This is a genomic window from Catenulispora sp. GP43 (genome assembly GCF_041260665.1).
In the GTDB taxonomy this organism is placed as follows: domain Bacteria; phylum Actinomycetota; class Actinomycetes; order Streptomycetales; family Catenulisporaceae; genus Catenulispora.
Genome location: NZ_JBGCCT010000028.1, coordinates 39135 through 56767, shown reverse-complemented (window position 1 = coordinate 56767; position 17633 = coordinate 39135). Strand labels below are relative to the sequence as shown.

General features: G+C 69.9%; 16 protein-coding genes. 13 read left to right on the top strand and 3 right to left on the bottom strand.

Going from position 1 to position 17633, the window contains the following annotated elements:
- Positions 1-390: 390 nt before the first annotated feature.
- From ABH926_RS40145 to ABH926_RS40135, 3 genes are read left to right on the top strand one after another with little or no spacing between them, the layout of a single operon-like run.
- On the top strand, positions 391-1227 hold the full coding sequence (locus tag ABH926_RS40145) for a hypothetical protein (RefSeq protein ID WP_370371407.1): 837 nt from the start codon (positions 391-393) through the stop codon (positions 1225-1227).
- Positions 1211-1567: a PadR family transcriptional regulator gene (locus ABH926_RS40140; protein ID WP_370371405.1), complete on the top strand. Its 357-nt coding sequence runs from the start codon at positions 1211-1213 to the stop codon at positions 1565-1567. The genes ABH926_RS40145 and ABH926_RS40140 overlap by 17 nt, the downstream gene beginning before the upstream one ends.
- The gene (locus tag ABH926_RS40135; protein WP_370371403.1) at positions 1564-2577 is read left to right on the top strand and encodes a hypothetical protein; all 1014 of its coding nucleotides are present in this window, start codon (positions 1564-1566) and stop codon (positions 2575-2577) included. The genes ABH926_RS40140 and ABH926_RS40135 overlap by 4 nt, the downstream gene beginning before the upstream one ends.
- A 90-nt stretch (positions 2578-2667) precedes the next feature.
- Here the strand turns inward: ABH926_RS40135 and ABH926_RS40130 are convergent, their stop codons facing one another.
- The 3 genes from ABH926_RS40130 to ABH926_RS40120 form a co-directional block, all read right to left on the bottom strand.
- A complete protein-coding gene (locus ABH926_RS40130) occupies positions 2668-3867 on the bottom strand; it encodes a DUF5667 domain-containing protein (RefSeq protein ID WP_370371402.1) in 1200 nt (399 codons plus the stop codon).
- A gap of 256 nt (positions 3868-4123) precedes the next feature.
- Positions 4124-4981, bottom strand: a complete 858-nt coding sequence (locus ABH926_RS40125) for an ECF subfamily RNA polymerase sigma factor, BldN family (RefSeq protein ID WP_370371400.1) — start codon at positions 4979-4981, stop codon at positions 4124-4126.
- 348 nt (positions 4982-5329) lie between these two features.
- Complete coding sequence (locus ABH926_RS40120) at positions 5330-6148, bottom strand: HAD family hydrolase (RefSeq protein WP_370371398.1); 819 nt, start codon at positions 6146-6148, stop codon at positions 5330-5332.
- A 70-nt stretch (positions 6149-6218) separates the two neighbouring features.
- Between ABH926_RS40120 and ABH926_RS40115 the strand changes: the two genes are divergently transcribed.
- The 10 genes from ABH926_RS40115 (at position 6219) to ABH926_RS40070 (ending at position 17627) form a co-directional block, all read left to right on the top strand.
- Positions 6219-6506, top strand: coding sequence for a glutaredoxin family protein (locus tag ABH926_RS40115; RefSeq protein WP_370371576.1), 288 nt, complete (start codon positions 6219-6221; stop codon positions 6504-6506).
- Between the two features lie 390 nt (positions 6507-6896).
- The gene (locus tag ABH926_RS40110) at positions 6897-7667 is read left to right on the top strand and encodes a redox-sensing transcriptional repressor Rex (protein ID WP_370371575.1); all 771 of its coding nucleotides are present in this window, start codon (positions 6897-6899) and stop codon (positions 7665-7667) included.
- Positions 7664-8986, top strand: a complete 1323-nt coding sequence (locus ABH926_RS40105) for a glutamyl-tRNA reductase (protein ID WP_370371396.1) — start codon at positions 7664-7666, stop codon at positions 8984-8986. The genes ABH926_RS40110 and ABH926_RS40105 overlap by 4 nt, the downstream gene beginning before the upstream one ends.
- On the top strand, positions 8983-9936 hold the full coding sequence (gene hemC / locus ABH926_RS40100; protein ID WP_370371395.1) for a hydroxymethylbilane synthase: 954 nt from the start codon (positions 8983-8985) through the stop codon (positions 9934-9936). The genes ABH926_RS40105 and hemC overlap by 4 nt, the downstream gene beginning before the upstream one ends.
- A gap of 5 nt (positions 9937-9941) precedes the next feature.
- Positions 9942-11720 carry a uroporphyrinogen-III synthase gene (locus tag ABH926_RS40095; RefSeq protein WP_370371573.1) on the top strand — a complete coding sequence of 593 codons (1779 nt, stop codon included), beginning with the start codon at positions 9942-9944 and terminating at the stop codon, positions 11718-11720.
- Positions 11721-11774: 54 nt separating this feature from the next.
- Positions 11775-12233, top strand: coding sequence for a DUF5709 domain-containing protein (locus ABH926_RS40090; protein ID WP_370371394.1), 459 nt, complete (start codon positions 11775-11777; stop codon positions 12231-12233).
- A 105-nt stretch (positions 12234-12338) separates the two neighbouring features.
- Positions 12339-13310, top strand: a complete 972-nt coding sequence (gene hemB / locus ABH926_RS40085) for a porphobilinogen synthase (protein WP_370371392.1) — start codon at positions 12339-12341, stop codon at positions 13308-13310.
- A 459-nt stretch (positions 13311-13769) separates the two neighbouring features.
- A complete protein-coding gene (locus tag ABH926_RS40080) occupies positions 13770-15701 on the top strand; it encodes an ABC transporter substrate-binding protein (RefSeq protein WP_370371390.1) in 1932 nt (643 codons plus the stop codon).
- Between the two features lie 43 nt (positions 15702-15744).
- The gene (locus ABH926_RS40075; RefSeq protein WP_370371388.1) at positions 15745-16692 is read left to right on the top strand and encodes an ABC transporter permease; all 948 of its coding nucleotides are present in this window, start codon (positions 15745-15747) and stop codon (positions 16690-16692) included.
- Entirely contained in the window at positions 16692-17627 is a 936-nt protein-coding gene (locus ABH926_RS40070; protein ID WP_370371386.1) for an ABC transporter permease, read from the top strand. Before ABH926_RS40075 ends, ABH926_RS40070 begins: the two co-directional genes overlap by 1 nt.
- The last annotated feature ends 6 nt before the right edge of the window (positions 17628-17633 follow it).

The following is a 17633-nucleotide window of genomic DNA, read 5'->3' as shown; positions in this document are numbered from 1 at the left end:
TCTCCCGGCTTTTTCGGGGCCGCCGGCCGGTGCCGCGCCCCGGGCGCAGTTCGCACCGCGTACTTGTGACTTCGTGAAACCGCATGTGCGGGTCCTTCGAGGCCGGTTTTTGTCAGTGCCGGCCGATAGCTTTAATGCTTAACGGATCCGTTTCCGCACTAGTAAAATAGCTGGTGCGGAGATCTTGCGCATCGGAGTATCTTGCGATACATGTCGGGGGGCACGGAGGGTCGTCATCAAGGACCTGTTCTCATGAATCCGTCGCTGGAACCGCGTAGTCGCGCTGGTAGGACACCACGCAGCTTCCACGGGCGGTATGCGCAACCGATCAGCCACCAGCCACTTCCCCAAGCCGTCACCAATCTGCCCACCCACCGGTCGATCGTCGTCGTGGACGTGGTCTCGTTCACGCGGCCGGACAGGGACAACGTCGATCAACTGGCTATTCGCGCCGCGCTTTACGAGACGCTGCGCGACGCATTCGAGGATTCCGGAATCCCGTGGCGGCAGACCGTGCGGGAGGACCGGGGCGACGGTGTGCTGATCTTCGTCTCGGCGGAGGTCTCCAAGGTCCTGCTGCTCGGCCGGATGCCGGCGCGGCTGGCCGAACTGCTCGAGCGCGGCAACGCCAAGCGCAGCGCGCGGCAGCGTTTCCGGCTGCGCGTGGTGGTGCACGCCGGAGAGGTGCACCACGACGCGCACGGCTACGCCGGGTACGACGTCAACCTGGCCTTCCGCCTGGTCGACGCCCGGCCGCTGCGCGAGGCGCTGGAGCACAGCGCGGCGTCGGTGGGACTGATCGTGTCCGAGGGCGTGCACGACGGGGTGCTGCGCCACGGCTACGGCGGCCTGGACGCCGCGGCCTTCGAGCGGGTCCGGGTGCAGGTGAAGTCCGCCGACGTGCCCGGCTGGATCCAGCTGTTCGGCGCCGGGGCGCTTCTGCCGGTGCCGCGCCAGGTGGCGCGGTCTGTGCCGGGGGTGGAGCCGGCGTTGGAGTCGGGAATGGAGCCGGAAACCGAGCCCGGGAGGGAGCCGGTCGGCGGGCGCGGACGCGGCGAGGACGGCCCGGTGGCGGTCCTGCTCGCCGACGAGGCCTCGCTGCTGGACGAACTGGCCGGCCTCGGGGTGCGCACCGTGGTCCTGGTCGGCGGGGCGGCCGGGCTGGCCGCGGGGCTTGCCCCGATAGCTCGGCAGCCGATATATATCGACCATGAGTTCATCGAGTAGCCGGACGGAGCAGACGTTCCAGATCCTGACCGCGCTCGTCGACGGACCGCTGCACGGATACGGGATCATCCAGGAGGTCGCCCGCTTGTCGGACGGCCGGACCGAGTTGCGCGTGGGCACGCTCTACGGCGCACTGGACCGGCTGTCCGGCGAGGGCCTGCTGGTCCTGGACCGCGAGGAGACGGTCTCGGGCCGCCTGCGCCGCTACTACCGCCTCACCGACGCCGGCGCGCAGGTGCTCGCCGGCGAGGCGGAGCGGCTCGCGCGGCAGGCGGCGGTGGCGCTCGAGCGGCTGCGGAAACGGGGGGTGCCGCGTGCGTCCCTGGGAGGGACGGCATGAGCGGCGAACAGTTGGAGCGACGCTATAGGGGGCTTCTGCGCATACTGCCGAAGTCCTATAGAGCCGCGCGGGAGGAGGAGCTCCTCAGTGCGTTGATGGACGGCGCGGCGGAGGGGCGCCGGTGGCCCGAGCTCCGGGAGGCGCTGAGCCTGGCGCGGCTCGGGATGCGGGTCCGGCTGGGCTCCGCCGTCGACGGCGGTTCCCCGGCGAGTACACGGGCCGGCGAGATGGTGCGGGCCGTGGCGATCGCCGGAACCGCGCTGCTGGCGTTCATGGGCCTGGCCCAGCTGGCCATGTACCTGGCGCCGGTCCGGGACAGCCCCTTCGCCTACTGGGACTGGACGGACCCGACGGTGGTGAAGTACGCCCCCAACTATCAGCGCAGCATCTTCGAGGCCGAAGTACCGGCACTCTGGCTGCTGGTCCTGGCGCTGATCACCGTCGGCTGGTGGCGGGCCGCCAGGACGCTGGCCCTGGGGGTGTTCCTGGTCTCGTTGTCGCTGAGCGACGGGACAGAGAGAGTGCTTCAGGAGGAAGTGCTGCTCGCGGGCATCGTGACCGCCGCGCTGTTCGCGGTGCGCGGGGTCCGCGCCCGGCCGGTGGTCGTCCCCGGCATCGTCTCGATGCTCACCGCGGCCGGTGTCGCCTTCTGGTACTACAAGGGACATCGAGAGCCGTTGATGAAGGCTTTCTGGGCCTTGCAGGCGCTCGGAACCACGGAGAACCGCCACGCCATGGTCCTGGCCGCGCTCGGGGCGGCCGCCGTCGGCATCATGGCCTACCGGTCCGCGGTCTGGCCGGTGGCGCTCGCCGTGGTCGCCGTCGCCGCACTCGTGCCGGTCTTCATCCGGGCCGCGGCGCGTCCGGTGTATGGCGGCGGCGACCAGATCCCGCTGGCCTTCCTCGGCTGCGCGCTGGTGCTGGTCGCCGGTCTGGCCGTGCTCAAGGAGTGGCGCTCAGGGCGCTCAGGGCGCTCTGGGCGCCCTGAGCTGCCGGTCTCGACGAGCTGACCACCGGGAACAGGGAAAACACGAAGCGGCCGGGTGCGCATCGCGCCCGGCCGCTCATCACGTCTTCGACCCCGCAGCCCGCCCGGCGGTCTAGTTCGGGTTCGGGTCGGTGTTCGGCGGCCCGCCGGTGGTCGGCCCGGTGGCCGGCGCCGTGTTCCCGAGCGTGATCCCGATCGGCGGCAGCCCGCTGATCAGCGGCGGCACGCTCAGCGTGGTGCCGCTGGAGCCGATCGGCACCGAGACGTGCACGCTCGACGGGTCGCTGGAGGGGCTGGCGCTGGGCGCCGTCGTCGGGCCCGCGGAGTCGGTGCCGGTCGGGCCGCCCGGGCTCGGGGTGTGCTGGCCCGGCGCCGGGTGCGAGGAGGGCGTCCCGGTCGGCATCGGCGTGGACGGCAGGGCGCCGCCGCGGTGCGCGCCGGTGTCCGAGCCGGTCGGGTGCTGCTGGGCGGCCCGCTGCCTGGCCAGGTTCGCCTGGGCGGTGGTCAGCCGGGCGTCCAGCGAGTCCATCAGCGCCACCACGCGCCGCGCCTCGTCCTGCGTGTCCGGCGACAGCAGCGTCTCCAGGTCCTGGACCTGCGGCTGGTAGACGGTCAGGAAGTTCTGCAGGTTGGTCAGCGCCTCGGTGTCGCCGGACTCGGCCAGCGGGGCCAGCAGCTGCCCGGCGCTGTCGACGTCCTTGTACAGGTTGTCCGTGGTCTCGGCGATGAGCTTGCTGGAGTCGGAGCCGTCCACGTTCGAGTCATGCCGGCCCAGCAGCTTGTGGATCTCCTCCAGGCGGGTCTTGGCCTGCCCCAGGTACTGCTCGCCGCGCTCCAGGTCGGAGCCGGAGACCGAGACCCGCATGTTCTCCAGGCTGCGCTTGACGCCGTACAGCGGGTCGCCGGGCAGTGCGCTGGATGCCGCCCACGCCACGCCGCCCAGGCCCCCGGACAGCACGCCGAACGCCACGCCGCCGCCGATCAGCCGGCGCCGCCACGGGGTGCGGCCGCGCACCAGCACGTCGCCGTCGCCGGGTCCGCCGTCCACGTCCGCGTTGAACAGGACCAGGAAGTCGCGGTGCAGGCGGGCACCGAGCTGTTCGCGGAACGCCGGGCGCACCGTGGGCGCGTGCGCGCGGCCCTCGTCGATGACGCTCTCGACCACCCGCAGCATCGCTGTGAGCTCGGGGTCGGCCTTCTGGGGCGGGATGAGCGTGGCGACACCCGAGCCGCCGTCCCGCGAGCCGTCGAGACCGTCAAGCAGCCTGGCGAACTGCTCGGCCCGCTGGCGCTCGCCGAATGCTGCGGCCATGTGTCATCCTTCCTGTCCCGTTCGCAGGGAAGCCCCACCCGTCGCCCACCGCCGCCTTCGTCAGTAGGTGACGATGCTCGCCGCAGTGTTAGACACCGACAGACGACAAAGGTTGTGCCCCCGGCTTCCACCGGCATGTCTTTCGGCCCCCCATTCACCCTTCAGAGTGAGTTGTTGGACCGCTACTGGGAAAACGACCGTCCCAGTTTGGGGGTTACGGCGTGTCCCGCATACGGGTGGTCCTGGTTTAGGAGTATTAGAGGGCTTCGGCCGGCAGGAGTCGCGCAAGCGTGCGCACCGCGCGGTACTGGAGCGTCTTGATCGCGCCCTCGTTCTTGCCCATGATGTCGGCCGTCTCCGCTACGGAGAGTCCTTGTAAGAAACGGAGCGTGACACACTCCCGCTGTTGGTCGTTGAGCCGGTGGACGGCGTCCAACAGGGCCTCGTTGGACAGGTGCTCCAGCACCGAGTCCTCCGGGGACGCCTCGACCTCGTTGGAGTCGAGCATCTCGCCGGTGGAGACCTCCATGCGGTGGCGGCTGGACTTGAAGTGGTCGGCCACCAGGTTGCGGGCGATGGTCACCAGCCAGGCCCCGAAGTCCCGGCCCTGCCAGCTGAAGGTGGTGATGCGGCGCAGCGCGCGCACGAAGGTCTCGCTGGTGAGGTCCTCGGCCAGGGCGCGGGTCGACACGCGGTAGTAGATGTACCGGAAGACCGTGTCGCAGTAGATGCGGTAGAGCTCGCCGAAGGCGTCGGCGCTGCCCTCCTGGGCCTGGCGGACCAGGTGCACCATCGCCTCGGACTCGCCGTCGCCGGCGACCGGGCCGCCGGCGCGGTCCGCGGTGCCCGAGCCCCCGCCGTGGCGGGCGCCGCTTCCCGACCGGGTGCCCGCGGCGTGCGCGCCGCGCCCGCCGCCGTCGCCTGCCACGACCCGGATGGCCTCGCGCAGCATGAGCAGGCCGCGCTCCTGGCGGTCCAGCAGCGGCGCCGGCGTCGGCATCGGCATCGGTACGTGCGTGGACAGCACCTGCGTGGACAGCGAGCCGGTGCGGGCGAACGGGTCGCCACCCACCTTCGCGCTGTATCCGTTGAGTCCGAAGTTGTCCCGGTACACGTGTCTCCCGTGGCTCGGTTCTATAGCGGGCCTGGTTCAGCTGGCCTTGTAGCTCATTGAGAAACCCTTAGTAGCAGAGTGTTCCGCTCCGATCACCGATCGTAGGGTTCCCCATCGTACGGAATCAGGGTGGACCCGTGCGGGTGATTCCGGCTATTACACCCACAGGAAACGCCCTCTTGTACAGGAAGTCCGGTTTAGGTCCGCTCACTGGACCACGTGTGTCCGGAGGACTTTAGAGGACTTCGAGGGGTCTCGTGCAAGGGTTGCGCAGGGGACCTTCGGGAGGTCGGAGGGCATGCGCACCTCGATCGACGGACGGTGACGAGCCGTAGCTCTCAGTCGCCGTCAGTCACGCTCGCCGGCCCAGTGCACCGCGGCCGCCGCGGCGCCGGCGGCCACCGCGCCCACCGCGGCCGCGGCACCGGCGACCGGCAGACCGGGCCGCGCGCGCCGGGTGGTCCGGTAGTCGACGATCGCCCAGTCGTGATGCCGCGCGTGTCGCCGCAGGGCGCGGTCGGGGTTCACCGCCACCGGGTGCCCCACCAGAGACAGCAGCGGCAGGTCGTTCGCCGAGTCGCTGTAGGCGTAGCTGTGCGCCAGGTCCAGACCGCGTTCCCGGGCGAGTCGGGCGACCTGGCGGGCCTTGTCCGGGCCGTGCAGCAGCGGGCCGGCGATGCGGCCGGTGTAGACGCCCTGGACCGCCTCGGGCTGGGTGGCCAGCGCGCCAGTGAGCCCGAGCTGCCGGGCGATCACCTGGGCCAGCTCGATCGGCGCGGCGGTGACCAGCCACACCTCTTTGCCGTTGAGCAGGTGCGCCTCGCTCAGGGCGCGGGTGCCGGGCCAGATCTTGTCGGCCAGGTAGTCGTCGAAGACCGCCTCGCAGATCTTCTCCATGCGGGCCACCTCGTGGCCCTTGACGAAGTCCAGCGCGTGTTCCTGGACGTCGTCCAGCAGCCCGGACTGCTCGCCGAAGACCCGGAAGCGCACCTGGCGCAGGGCGTGGCCGGCGATCTCGCGCTTGGTCACCATGCCGTGCGCGGTCAGGCCGCGGGCGAGGTGGAACAGGGACGCGCCCTGGACCAAGGTGTTGTCCAGGTCGAAGAACGCCGCGGAGTGCACAGTGCGCCCGGCAGTCACAGTGCGCCCAGCAGTCTCGGTGCCCATGGTGCCAAGCCTAAGCCCCCTGCGTGACTGTTAGATGTCGTGTGCGTGTTCTCCGTAGGCTTTTGCTGTGATGAGACTCTTCAAGCGCTCCGGCGGCGCCCCCGTGACCGTGACCCTCGTCGGCAAGCCGGGGTGCCACTTGTGCGACGACGCGCGCGCGACCGTGCTCGCGGTCGCCGCCCAGACCGGTGCCGACGTCGAGGAGCTCGACATCACCGCCGAGGATTTCGACCCGGCGCTGAAAGCCGAATACTGGGAACAGATCCCCGTCACTTTGGTGAACGGCGCGCGACACGACTTCTGGCGGGTCGACGCCGATCGGCTCCGCAAGGCGATCGGACAGGCCGCGAAGGGCTGAGCGCCGGGCCGCGCCGGGGCGGAGAAAGCTCTGGAGCAGAGTGATCCACAGCACTGGCGTGCCCGGTTTGGTAACTATTCGGCCTTCAGTTGTGCTGACAATTGGGACATCTCGGCCCCGGGTGACCCACGAGACTTTGTGCGTGCGTTCACAAACGCCTATCGTGCATGGCAGGAGGAACAAGCGCGCAAGCACTGCGCGGACGCCTCCACGGCCGTCGTGGCCAGGGCACCGCTTTTCGGGCCTGAGACCGGTGCGGCCAGGATTATGCAGATCCACAGCACGACGGCAACGCCGGGCGCGAGCGCGATGAGGAGCAGCGTGGCCAGCACGAGCAGCAACGCGTCGGGCGGCACCGGTTCGGACTCCCGTTCCGGCAACGGTTCCTCGCTGCGCTCCCACCGGCAGGGCATCCCGGAGGCCACCGTCGCGCGGCTGCCGGTCTACCTGCGGGCCTTGATCAGCATGCAGGAGCGGGGGATCATCACGGTCTCCAGCGAGGAGCTGGCGACCTCGGCCGGGGTCAATTCCGCCAAGCTCCGCAAGGACTTCTCCTACCTGGGCTCCTACGGGACGCGCGGGGTCGGTTACGAGGTCTCCTTCCTCGTCTACCAGATCTCCCGCGAGCTGGGCCTGACCCAGGACTGGGCCGTGGCCATCATCGGCATCGGCAACCTGGGCCACGCGCTGGCCAACTACGGGGGGTTCGCCTCCCGCGGCTTCCGGGTGGCGGCCCTGTTCGACGCCGACCCCGCCCTCACCGGCTCGGTGGTGGCCGGGGTGCGCGTCCGGCATGCGGACGAACTGGAATCGGCGATCCGCGGCCTTGGAATCTCGATCTTCGTGATCTCGACTCCGGCAGCCGCCGCCCAGCCCGTCGCCGACCGTCTGGTCGCGGCCGGGATCACCTCGATCCTGAACTTCGCGCCGGTGGTCTTGAACGTGCCCGAGGGCGTGGACGTGCGCAAGGTGGACCTGTCCATCGAGCTGCAGATCCTCGCCTTCCACGAGCAGCGCAAGGGCGGGCACGCGCTGCCGCAGGCCGGGAGCGAGCCGGCGGAGTCCGACGGCGGCGGGAAGACCGCCGGCGGATCCTCCAAGGCCTCCTCCTCCGGCCGTCCAGCCCTCGACTCCTTGATCGACACCGGGATCCCCTCGTGAGCCTTCTAGCCGTAGGACTGTCCCACCGGTCCGCACCGCACGCGCTTCTGGAGCGCGCGGCCCTGAGCACCGAGCGCACCGGCAAACTCCTGGCCGACCTCGCCGCGTCCCCGAACGTGCACGAGGCCGCGGCCCTGGCCACCTGCAACCGCATCGAGGTCTACGCCGGCGTCGACAAGTTCCACGCCGCGGTGACCGAGATCACCGAACTGCTGTCGCTGCACACCGGCGTGGAGCCGGCCGAGCTGACGCAGCACCTGTACGTGCACTACGACGGCCGCGCGGTGCAGCACCTGTTCACCGTGGCCTGCGGCCTGGACTCGATGGTGGTCGGCGAGCCGCAGATCCTCGGCCAGATCCGCACCGCCCTGGCCACCGCCCAGGAGCACGGCACCGCCGGGCGCGCGCTGAACGACGCGATGCAGCAGGCGCTGCGCGTCGGCAAGCGCGCGCACAGCGAGACCGGCCTGGACCGGGCCGGGCAGTCGGTGGTCTCGGTCGCGCTGGACGCCGCCTACCAGGCGCTCGGGGTCCAGGGCCCCGACGATCTGCGGGTGCTGATCATCGGCGCCGGTTCGATGGCCGCGCTGGCGGCCGCGTCACTGAATCGGGCCGGGGTTCGTCATATGGTCGTGGCGAATCGGACTCAGGAGCGCGCCGATCATCTGGCGGCGCAGTACGGCGGCGTCGCGGTGCCGTTGGCGGAGATCGTGCCGACGCTGGGGGAGGCCGACCTGGTGGTCGCCTGCACCGGCGCGCCGGGCTACGTGATCAGCGGCGAGATGCTGAACCGCGCCGCGCACAGCCACCCGGTGGCGCTGGTCGACCTGGCGCTGCCGCGCGACGTCGATCCGGCGGTCCGGGACCTGGCCGGCGTGCACGTCGTGGACCTGGAGCGGGTCGCCGAGGACGGCAGCGCGCAGGCCGCCGGCGCCGCCCAGGAGATAGGCGCGGTCCGCGACCTGGTGCTCGGCGAGGTCGAGGCATACGCTGCCGCGCAGCGGGCGGAGGCCGTCGCGCCCACCGTCGCGGCGCTGCGGGTGATGGCCGCCGATGTGGTCCGGGCCGAGCTGGACCGGCTGCGGGGCAAGACCCCGGGCCTGAGCGACAAGGACCGCGCCGAGGTCGAGCAGACCGTGCGGCGGGTGGTCGACAAGCTTCTTCACGTGCCGACGGTGCGCGTGAAACAACTCGCCGGCGCTCCCGGCGGGTCCTCCTACGCCGAGGCGCTGCGTGAGCTCTTCGGCCTCGATCCGGCCTCGGTGGAGGCCGTCAGCGCGGCGAACGCCGCGGGCACGACGAATGAGGTGTCAGCATGAGCGGGAGTCCGGGCGACCAAGGGTCGCCTTCCCCCGGTCCTGATCGGGCGTTGCGGCTGGGTACCCGGGCCAGCGCCCTGGCCCTGGCCCAGTCCGGGATGGTCGCCGAGGCGTTGACCGCGGCCACCGGGCGCCCCGTGGAGCTCGTCCACGTGACCACGTACGGAGACACCTCGCGCGAGGCGCTGTCCGTCATCGGCGGTACCGGCGTGTTCGTCAACGCTCTGCGGGACGCGCTGTACGCCGGCACCGTCGACTTCGCGGTGCACTCGCTGAAGGACCTGCCGACCGCGGCACCTGTCGGGCTGCACCTGGCGGCGGTGACCGAGCGCGCGGCGGTGAACGACGCGCTGGTGGCGCGGGACGGCCTGAAACTGGCCGACCTGCCGGCCGGCGCGAAGGTCGGGACCGGCGCGGCGCGGCGGATGGCGCTGCTGAAGATGATCCGGCCGGACCTGGAGGTCGTGCCGATCCGCGGCAACGTCGACACACGCGTGAACCACGTGCGCACCGGCAACCTGGACGCGGTCGTGGTGGCGCTGGCCGGCCTGCAGCGGCTGGGCCGCGCCGAGGAGGCGACCGAGGTCCTCGGACCGGACGTGATGCTGCCCTCGCCGGGGCAGGGCGCGCTGGCCGTGGAGTGCGCGGACCCGGACCTGGCCGGCGTGCTGGCGGTCCTGGACGATCCGGCCACCCGCGCCGCGGTGGTCGCCGAGCGCACGATGCTGGCGGTGCTGGAGGCCGGCTGCTCGGCTCCGGTGGGTGGCCACGCGATCGCCTTGGATGACAACGTTTTGTCGTTGACCGGAGTGGTTGCTACCGTCAGCGGGTCCCGCGGCCTGCGGCTTTCCCGGACCGGTGAAGTCGATGAGCCCGAAGCACTGGGACGCCGGGTCGCCGAGGCACTGCTCGCCGAGGGCGCGGCCGAGCTCATGGAGGCCGGCGCGTGACGGAGATGGTGAAGGTGCTCGAAGTCCTGGAGGGCGCTGTAGGCGGCGCGCCGGGGGTTTCCGCGCAAAATGACAAGACGGACGGTGGGGGTGAGGCAGGCATGGTGACGACTACACAGCGAGGTTCGGCCTCTGCGCTCGATTCCTGTGCGACGACGGCGCTGCTGGCCTTCGTCGGTGCCGGCCCGGGTGACCCGGAGCTGCTGACCCTGCGCGCCGTGGCGCTGCTGCGGGGCGCTGACGTGATCGCCGCCGAGGCCGTGCTGCTGGAGCGGCTGGCGCCACACCTGAACCCGGACGCCACCTTGGTGCCGGTGGCCGAGAACGAGCGGGGCGAGCTGGGCGAGCTCGGGGACGCGACGGTCTCGCTGACCCCGGCCTCGCGGATGAAGAACCTGCTCGCCGAGGTCGCCGCCGGCCGCCGCGTGGTCCGGCTGACCTCCGGGGACCCGGGCCTGTCGGGCGTGGTCGCGGCCGAGGCCGCGCTGTGCGCCAAGGCCGGCGTGGTCTACGAGATAGTCCCGGGCGTCGCGGTCTCCACCGCGGTCCCGCTGTACGCCGGCATCCCGCTGGGCCGTTCCTCGGGCCAGGGCGGCGTTCGGATCCGTTCGCTGGCCGACGTCGCGGACTCCGCGGGCAAGCCCGGTGCCGGACCGCTCGGCGCGCACGAGACCCTGGTGATGGTGGGCCCGGCGCACCTGCTGGAGGCGGCCGCGGCTGCCCTGCAGGCCACCGGTCTGGCCAAGGCGACCACCCCGGTCGCGGTGACCGCCGACGGCTCGATGACCACCCAGCGCACCGTGGTCTCCACCCTGGCCCGGGTCGCGATCGAGGCCTCCGCGCTGATCGCGGCCGGCGGCGAGGTGGTCGTGGTGGTCGGCGCCGCCGTCGCCGACCGGGCCGCGCTGTCCTGGTACGAGACCAAGCCGCTGTTCGGCTGGAAGGTCCTGGTGCCGCGCACCAAGGAGCAGGCCGAGGGGCTGTCCCACCGGCTGCGCACCTACGGCGCGGTGTCGCACGAGGTGCCGACCATCGCCGTGGAGCCGCCGCGCACCCCGCAGCAGATGGAGCGCGCGGTCAAGGGCCTGGTGACCGGCCGCTACGAGTGGGTCGCGTTCACGTCGCAGAACGCTGTGAAGGCGATCCGCGAGAAGTTCGAGGAGTACGGCCTGGACGCCCGCGCGTTCGCCGGGATAAAGGTCGCGGCGGTCGGCGAGGCCACGGCGCAGGCGCTGGTCGCCTTCGGCGTGCAGCCGGACCTGGTGCCCTCCGGCGAGCAGTCGGCGGCCGGGCTCCTGGAGGACTTCCCGGCCTACGACCCGGTCTTCGACCCGATCGAGCGGGTCTTCCTGCCGCGCGCGGACATCGCGACCGACACCCTGATCGCCGGCCTGATCGAGCTGGGCTGGGAGGTGGACGACGTGACCGCCTACCGGACGGTGCGCGCCGCGCCGCCGCCGGCCGAGGTCCGCGAGGCGATCAAGGGCGGCGGCTTCGACGCGGTCCTGTTCACCTCCTCCTCCACGGTCCGCAACCTGGTCGGGATCGCCGGCAAGCCGCACGCCGCGACGGTGATCGCGTGCATCGGCCCGCAGACCGCGAAGACCGCGGAGGAACACGGACTGCGCGTGGACGTCATGGCGCCCTCGGCGTCGGTGACCGCGCTGGCCGACGCGCTGGCCGCCTTCGGCGAGTCCCGCCGGGTCTCCGCGCTGAGCGCGGGCGAACCGCTCTACCGGCCCTCCGAGCGCAGGCCCGGGGGACGGCGGCGCTCCGCGCGCTGAGAAGCCTCGCGGCAATGAGTTGCGCCCGTGGGGCGGAAGTGGTCAGGTAGTCGCATGAGCAGTGGCTTCGCGGACGACGTCTACCTGCCGCAGCCGGATCCGGACGCCCAGGACCCGCTGGAGCAGCTGGACGGCTCCGACACGTTGATCTCGGGTCCGGACGAGCTGGACACCGGCTACTCGCCGCCGGAGCGGCCGATGGCGCTGCGCGATCCGGAGACCATGGACGAGCGTCTGGCCGAGGAGCTGCCGGACGTCGCGGACCTGCCGGAGGACTGGGACGGCCTCGGCGACTACGCCGGCGGCGACGGCGAGCTGATGGGCGACCAGGTCGGCGGCCGGCGCTCGGGCCGGCTGATGGCGCCGGACGAGGGGTCGCACTCCGGCGGCAACGCCGATCTGTCGGCGCAGGACGTCGGCATCGACGGCGGCGCGGCCTCCGCGGAGGAGGCGGCCATGCACATCGTCGACGACGAGGAACTGGACGAGGAGTACGACGACGCCGTCGACTGAGTCGGCCGCCGCGCTCTTTTGATATCCCGGGTGCTCTGTGTCTGATTCCGCACAGAGCACGCAGTCGTGCCTCGTGGCCGAAAAACCGCGAGTACCCTCAAATGTATGAGCTTCCCGCTGGACCGCCCCCGTCGCCTGCGTACCACCGCGGCCATGCGCCGCCTCGCCGCCGAGACCCGGCTGCATCCCGCCGACTTCATCCTCCCGCTGTTCGTCAAGGAGACGGTGAGCGAGCCGACGCCGATCGCGTCGATGCCCGGCGTCCTGCAGCACACCCTGGCGTCGGTGCGGAAGGCCGCGGCCGAGGCGGCCGCGGAGGGGATCGGCGGCGTCATGCTCTTCGCCGTCCCGGCGGAGAAGGACGCGCACGGCACGGCCGGCACCGACCCGGACGGGATCCTGCAGCGCGCCATCGCGGAGGTCCGCGACGAGGTCGGGGACCGTACCGTGATCATGTCGGACCTGTGTCTGGATGAATTCACCGATCACGGACATTGCGGAGTGATCCGGGAAGACGGCACGGTCGACAACGACGCGACCCTGGAACGCTATGCGGAAATGGGTGTCCGGCAGGCAGAGGCCGGCGCACATATGGTCGGCCCGAGCGGGATGATGGACGGACAGGTCGCCTATATCCGGCGCGCATTGGACGAAGCGGGCTTGCAGGACACCGGCATCCTCGCCTATTCCGCGAAATACGCCAGTGCCTTCTTCGGTCCGTTCCGCGATGCCGTGGAGTCCAGCCTGCAGGGTGACCGGCGTTCTTATCAGCAGGATCCGGCCAATGCCCGCGAATCCCTTCGCGAAGTCCGCCTCGATATCGAGGAAGGCGCGGACATGGTCATGGTCAAGCCCGCTATGTCCTATCTGGACATCGTGCGTCAGGTGGCGGACATGTCCGAGGTGCCGGTGGTCGCCTACCAGGTGTCCGGCGAGTACTCGATGGTCGAGGCCGCGGCCGCCAACGGCTGGCTGGACCGGGAGCGGACCATCATGGAGATGCTGACCTCCGTGCGCCGGGCCGGGGCCACGTCGGTCCTCACCTACTGGGCCGTGGAGGCCTCGCGGATGCTTTAGGGACAAGTGTCCCGCCTCGGGACATCCCCTCCCTCGAACCCCCTCATCCCTTGCCGGACCCTTGCCGGGCCCCGGTGGAGAGGATGCGGGGGTTCGTATACTTTTACGGCACGGTTCCCCCGATGGTAATAGGTGGATATCGACAGGGTCTCCGGCAGTGCCGGTTTACCTGCGGTAACGCCGAAAGGATCTTGAAAAACGAAGATCCTTTGGCTATCGGTATCGATCTTGTTAATTCCCCCGGACATACGCCCGTAGCAGGTCCGTAGGTCATTTGACATCGATTTTGTTGCCGATCCGTGATCGCTTTTCCCCCCTTGTTAGGCCACTGTATGCAGGAGTGGTCGTGAGCCACCCTCGGCGCCACTGCCTGTCTTCGTCGTGCTGTCGGGCGCGCTCACAAACCGCGACCGGCCCGGATCCACACACCGAGCCGGCTCCGTCGAAGGGGAGGGCTCCATGGCCGTCAGAAATACCCGAAAAATCGTGGCGATAGCGGGCGTGCTCGCTGTCGTCGCGACTGCCGCCGCCTGCGGCAGCTCGAAGAAGAGCAGCGGCGACAACAACGCGACGAACCCGGTCACCACGGCGACCAGTTCCAGCGCGCCGGCCAAGCAGGGCGGCGTCGCGCACGTCGCGGAGTGGGCTCCGGGGACCAGCCCGGACGCCATCTGGCCGTTCATGACCAGCGACCAGCTGAGCACCTCGAACGCCGGCCAGTTCCAGTACTTCTTCTACCGCCCGCTGTACTTCGTCGGTCTGAACGACAAGCTGGCCGTCAACTACGACATGGGTCCGGCGGACAAGCCGACCTGGAGCGCGGACGGCCTGACCGTCACGGTCCCGCTGAAGTCGACGTGGGGCTGGAGCAACGGTGAGAAGGTCACCGGCCAGGACGTCCAGTTCTGGCTGAACATGCTGAAGGCCGAGGAGAAGCAGTCGGGCTACTACAGCCCGCCGAACCAGGCCGCCGGCGTGAACTACCTCCCGGACAACATCAAGTCCACGACGGTCTCGGACTCGAGCATCAGCATCACGTTCGACCAGCAGTACAACCAGAACTACATCGTCGGCAACGCCTTGCAGACGGTCACGCCGATGCCGCTGGCCTGGGACGTCACCGACGGCAACGGAACCAAGGGCAAGTGCTCGACGGACACCCTCACGTCCCCGACGCTGCAGGCCGACTGCGACGCGGTCTTCAAGTACCTGAACACGGCCGGCAAGGACGTCAAGACCTTCGCCAGCAACCCGCTGTGGAAGATCGTCGACGGCCCGTGGGTCCTGAAGGACTTCAACGCCACCTCCGGCGCCTTCTCCATCGTCCCGAACGCCAAGTTCACCGGTGAGCACAAGCCCTACCTGGACGAGGTCGACTTCGAGGCCTTCCAGAGCCCGGACGCCGAGTGGACGTCCCTGAAGGCCGGCTCCAGCGCCGCGAACGCGCTGCAGATCGGCGTCTACCCCAGCGCCGACACCCCGCAGTACAACGGCAAGGACCTGCAGGCGGGCAACCCGCTGGCCTCTGCCGGGTACAACGTCGAGAAGGGCGCGCTGCTCGACTCGATCGGCTACTACCAGGTGAACTTCGGGTCCAAGGCCCACGGGAACCTGTTCAAGCAGGCCTACTTCACCAAGGCGCTGCAGGACGACATGGACCAGCAGGGCGCCATCGACGGCCCGTACCACGGCTGGGGCTACCCGACGACCGGCGTCGTCCCAGGCTACCCGGACGGCAACACGCTGTCCCCGGCCGCCAAGGCCGCCGCGGCGAAGTACGACCCCTCCGAGGCCAAGTCCCTGATGCAGGCGCACGGCTGGGACCTGTCGACCAACCCGGCGACCTGCAAGAGCCCCGGTACCGGTGACAACCAGTGCGGCGCGGGCATCAACGCCGGCGACAAGGCCGAGTTCACGCTGGAGTACCCGTCGGCCCACCCGGCCCTGGACACCGTGCTCGCGGCCTACAAGCAGGCGGCCGCCGGCTCCGGTATCGCCGTCAACGTGGTGACCAAGACCCAGAACACCCTGGGCGGCGAGCTGGTCGGCTGCTCGACGAGCACCCCGGCCGGCTGCCAGTGGGACGCGATCCTGTACGGCGGCTGGGTGTTCTCCCTGCAGCCGACGACCGACTCGCTGCTGACCACCGGTGCGGGTTCGAACATCTTCTCCTTCTCGGACCCGAAGTTCGACGCCGCGGTGGCCAAGACCATCAAGAGCAGCGACCCCCAGGCGTGGTACGACTACGAGGCCTACGCCTCGAGCATCTCCCTGCCGCTGATCTGGATGCACAACAACATCTGGCCGTGGGCTGTGGCGAAGAACTTCCACGACTCCGGTCAGGACGCGTTCCAGGGCTTCGAGCCTGAGTTCTGGTACTACACCCAGTGACACAGCGCACTGACGTCACCGCGACCCCCGGCGGGGGGTCGCGGTGACCACTTACCTGATCCGCCGCTTCTTCCAGTCGATCGTCACGCTGTTCATCGTCTCGATCGCCACGTTCGGCATGATGCACCTGATGCCCAACGGCGTGGCGCGGGCGATGCTCGGGAAGAACTACAACCCGACGAGCCTGGCCACGCTGAACCACAAGCTGGGCCTGGACCGGCCGTTGGTCGTGCAGTACTGGAACTGGCTGGACCGGCTCGTGGTCCACTTCGACCTCGGGTACAGCTACCAGAAGAACCAGAGTGTCAACGACCTGCTGAAGGAGACGCTGGGGCAGTCGATCTACATCGTCGGCCTGGCGCTGTTCTTCACCATCCTGCTCTCGGTCCCGCTGGGCGTGGTGCAGGCGACCCGTCGCAACTCGGCGAGTGACTACACCATCACCACGTTCTCCTTCATCGCCTACGCGGTGCCGGTGTTCTTCCTCGGCGTCGTGCTGCGTGACCTGTTCCAGGTGCAGTTCCACGTGATCCCGATCGCGACCCAGATCGACTCCTTCCACGCCGCGTTCAGCCAGCCCTCGCAGATGATCCTGCCGGTGGCCACGCTGGTGGTCAGCGGGGTGGCCGGATACAGCCGGTACATGCGCTCCTCGATGCTGGACGAGATCACCCAGGACTACGTGCGCACGGCGATCGCCAAGGGCGCGACCAAGCGCCGCGTGCTCTACGGGCACGTGCTGCGCAACGCGATGATCCCGATGGTGACCCTGATCGGCCTGTCCCTGCCGACCCTGGTCGGCGGTGCGCTGCTGGTCGAGCAGATCTTCAACATCCAGGGCATCGGCGTGCTGACCATCAACGCCGCGCTGCAGAACGACTTCGTGATCGTCCTGGGCACCACCATGCTGACGGCGCTGGTGACGGTCATCGGGTCGCTGGTGGCCGACATCTCCTACGCCGCCCTGGACCCACGAGTGAGGCTCACCTGATGGACGAGATCATCGTTGAGGCCCCCGGGATGGGGGACGACGTCCCGACCACCGAGCAGATGCTGGGCCTGGAGCCGACCGAGAAGGCCCGCTCCATGTTCCGCCGCGGTCTGGAGGTCTTCCTGGAGAACCGGCTGGCCGTGGTCGCCTTCGGCGTGCTGGTCTTCTACGTCCTGCTGTGCTTCTTCGGGCCGTTGGTCTACCACGGCAACACCTCGCACGTGCAGATGGACGAGATCACCCTGCCGCCGGGCCCCAGCCATCCGCTGGGCACCGACCAGAACGGCGTGGACGAGCTCGGCAAGCTGATGAAGGCCGGCCAGATCTCGCTGGAGATCGGCATCGCCTCCGGCGTGCTGGCCTCGGTGATCGGCATGCTCTACGGCGCCGTCGCGGGCTACGTCGGCGGCTGGATCGACTCGATCATGATGCGGACCATCGACGCGCTGCTGTCGATCCCGCTGATCTTCGCGCTGATCTACCTGGCCTCCACACTGGGCCGGACCAAGACGGTGTTCATCATGGTGATCGCGCTGACCAGCTGGTTCAGCCTGACCCGCCTGACCCGCGGCGACACCCTGACCATCAAGGTGCGCGACTACGTGGCGGCCTGCCGGATGATGGGCGGGCGCAGCCCGCGGATCATCTTCCGGCACATCCTGCCGAACACCATCGGCACCACGATCGTGAACACCTCGCTGTCGATCGCCAACTCGGTCTTCGCGCTGTCCGTGCTCAGCTACATCGGGCTGGGCCTGCAGGCGCCGAACGACGACTGGGGCGGGATGTTCGCGAACGGATCCAGCTACCTGGACCAGAACTACTGGTGGATGATCTATCCGCCGGGCGTGTCCATCGTGCTGATCATCATCTCCTGCAACTTCATCGGAGACGCCCTGCGCGACGCCTTCGAGACCCGGCTCCAGAAGCGGTGAGACGGC

Excerpts from the sequence above, each read along its gene's own strand:
- ABH926_RS40140 (WP_370371405.1), top strand. The coding sequence starts at position 1,211 with ATGAGTTCATCGAGTAGCCGGACGGAGCAGACGTTCCAGATCCTGACC.
- ABH926_RS40135 (WP_370371403.1), top strand. The coding sequence starts at position 1,564 with ATGAGCGGCGAACAGTTGGAGCGACGCTATAGGGGGCTTCTGCGCATA.
- ABH926_RS40130 (WP_370371402.1), bottom strand. The coding sequence starts at position 3,867 with ATGGCCGCAGCATTCGGCGAGCGCCAGCGGGCCGAGCAGTTCGCCAGG.
- ABH926_RS40120 (WP_370371398.1), bottom strand. The coding sequence starts at position 6,148 with ATGGGCACCGAGACTGCTGGGCGCACTGTGACTGCCGGGCGCACTGTG.
- ABH926_RS40115 (WP_370371576.1), top strand. The coding sequence starts at position 6,219 with ATGAGACTCTTCAAGCGCTCCGGCGGCGCCCCCGTGACCGTGACCCTC.
- hemC (WP_370371395.1), top strand. The coding sequence starts at position 8,983 with ATGAGCGGGAGTCCGGGCGACCAAGGGTCGCCTTCCCCCGGTCCTGAT.
- ABH926_RS40095 (WP_370371573.1), top strand. The coding sequence starts at position 9,942 with ATGGTGAAGGTGCTCGAAGTCCTGGAGGGCGCTGTAGGCGGCGCGCCG.
- ABH926_RS40090 (WP_370371394.1), top strand. The coding sequence starts at position 11,775 with ATGAGCAGTGGCTTCGCGGACGACGTCTACCTGCCGCAGCCGGATCCG.
- hemB (WP_370371392.1), top strand. The coding sequence starts at position 12,339 with ATGAGCTTCCCGCTGGACCGCCCCCGTCGCCTGCGTACCACCGCGGCC.
- ABH926_RS40080 (WP_370371390.1), top strand. The coding sequence starts at position 13,770 with ATGGCCGTCAGAAATACCCGAAAAATCGTGGCGATAGCGGGCGTGCTC.
- ABH926_RS40070 (WP_370371386.1), top strand. The coding sequence starts at position 16,692 with ATGGACGAGATCATCGTTGAGGCCCCCGGGATGGGGGACGACGTCCCG.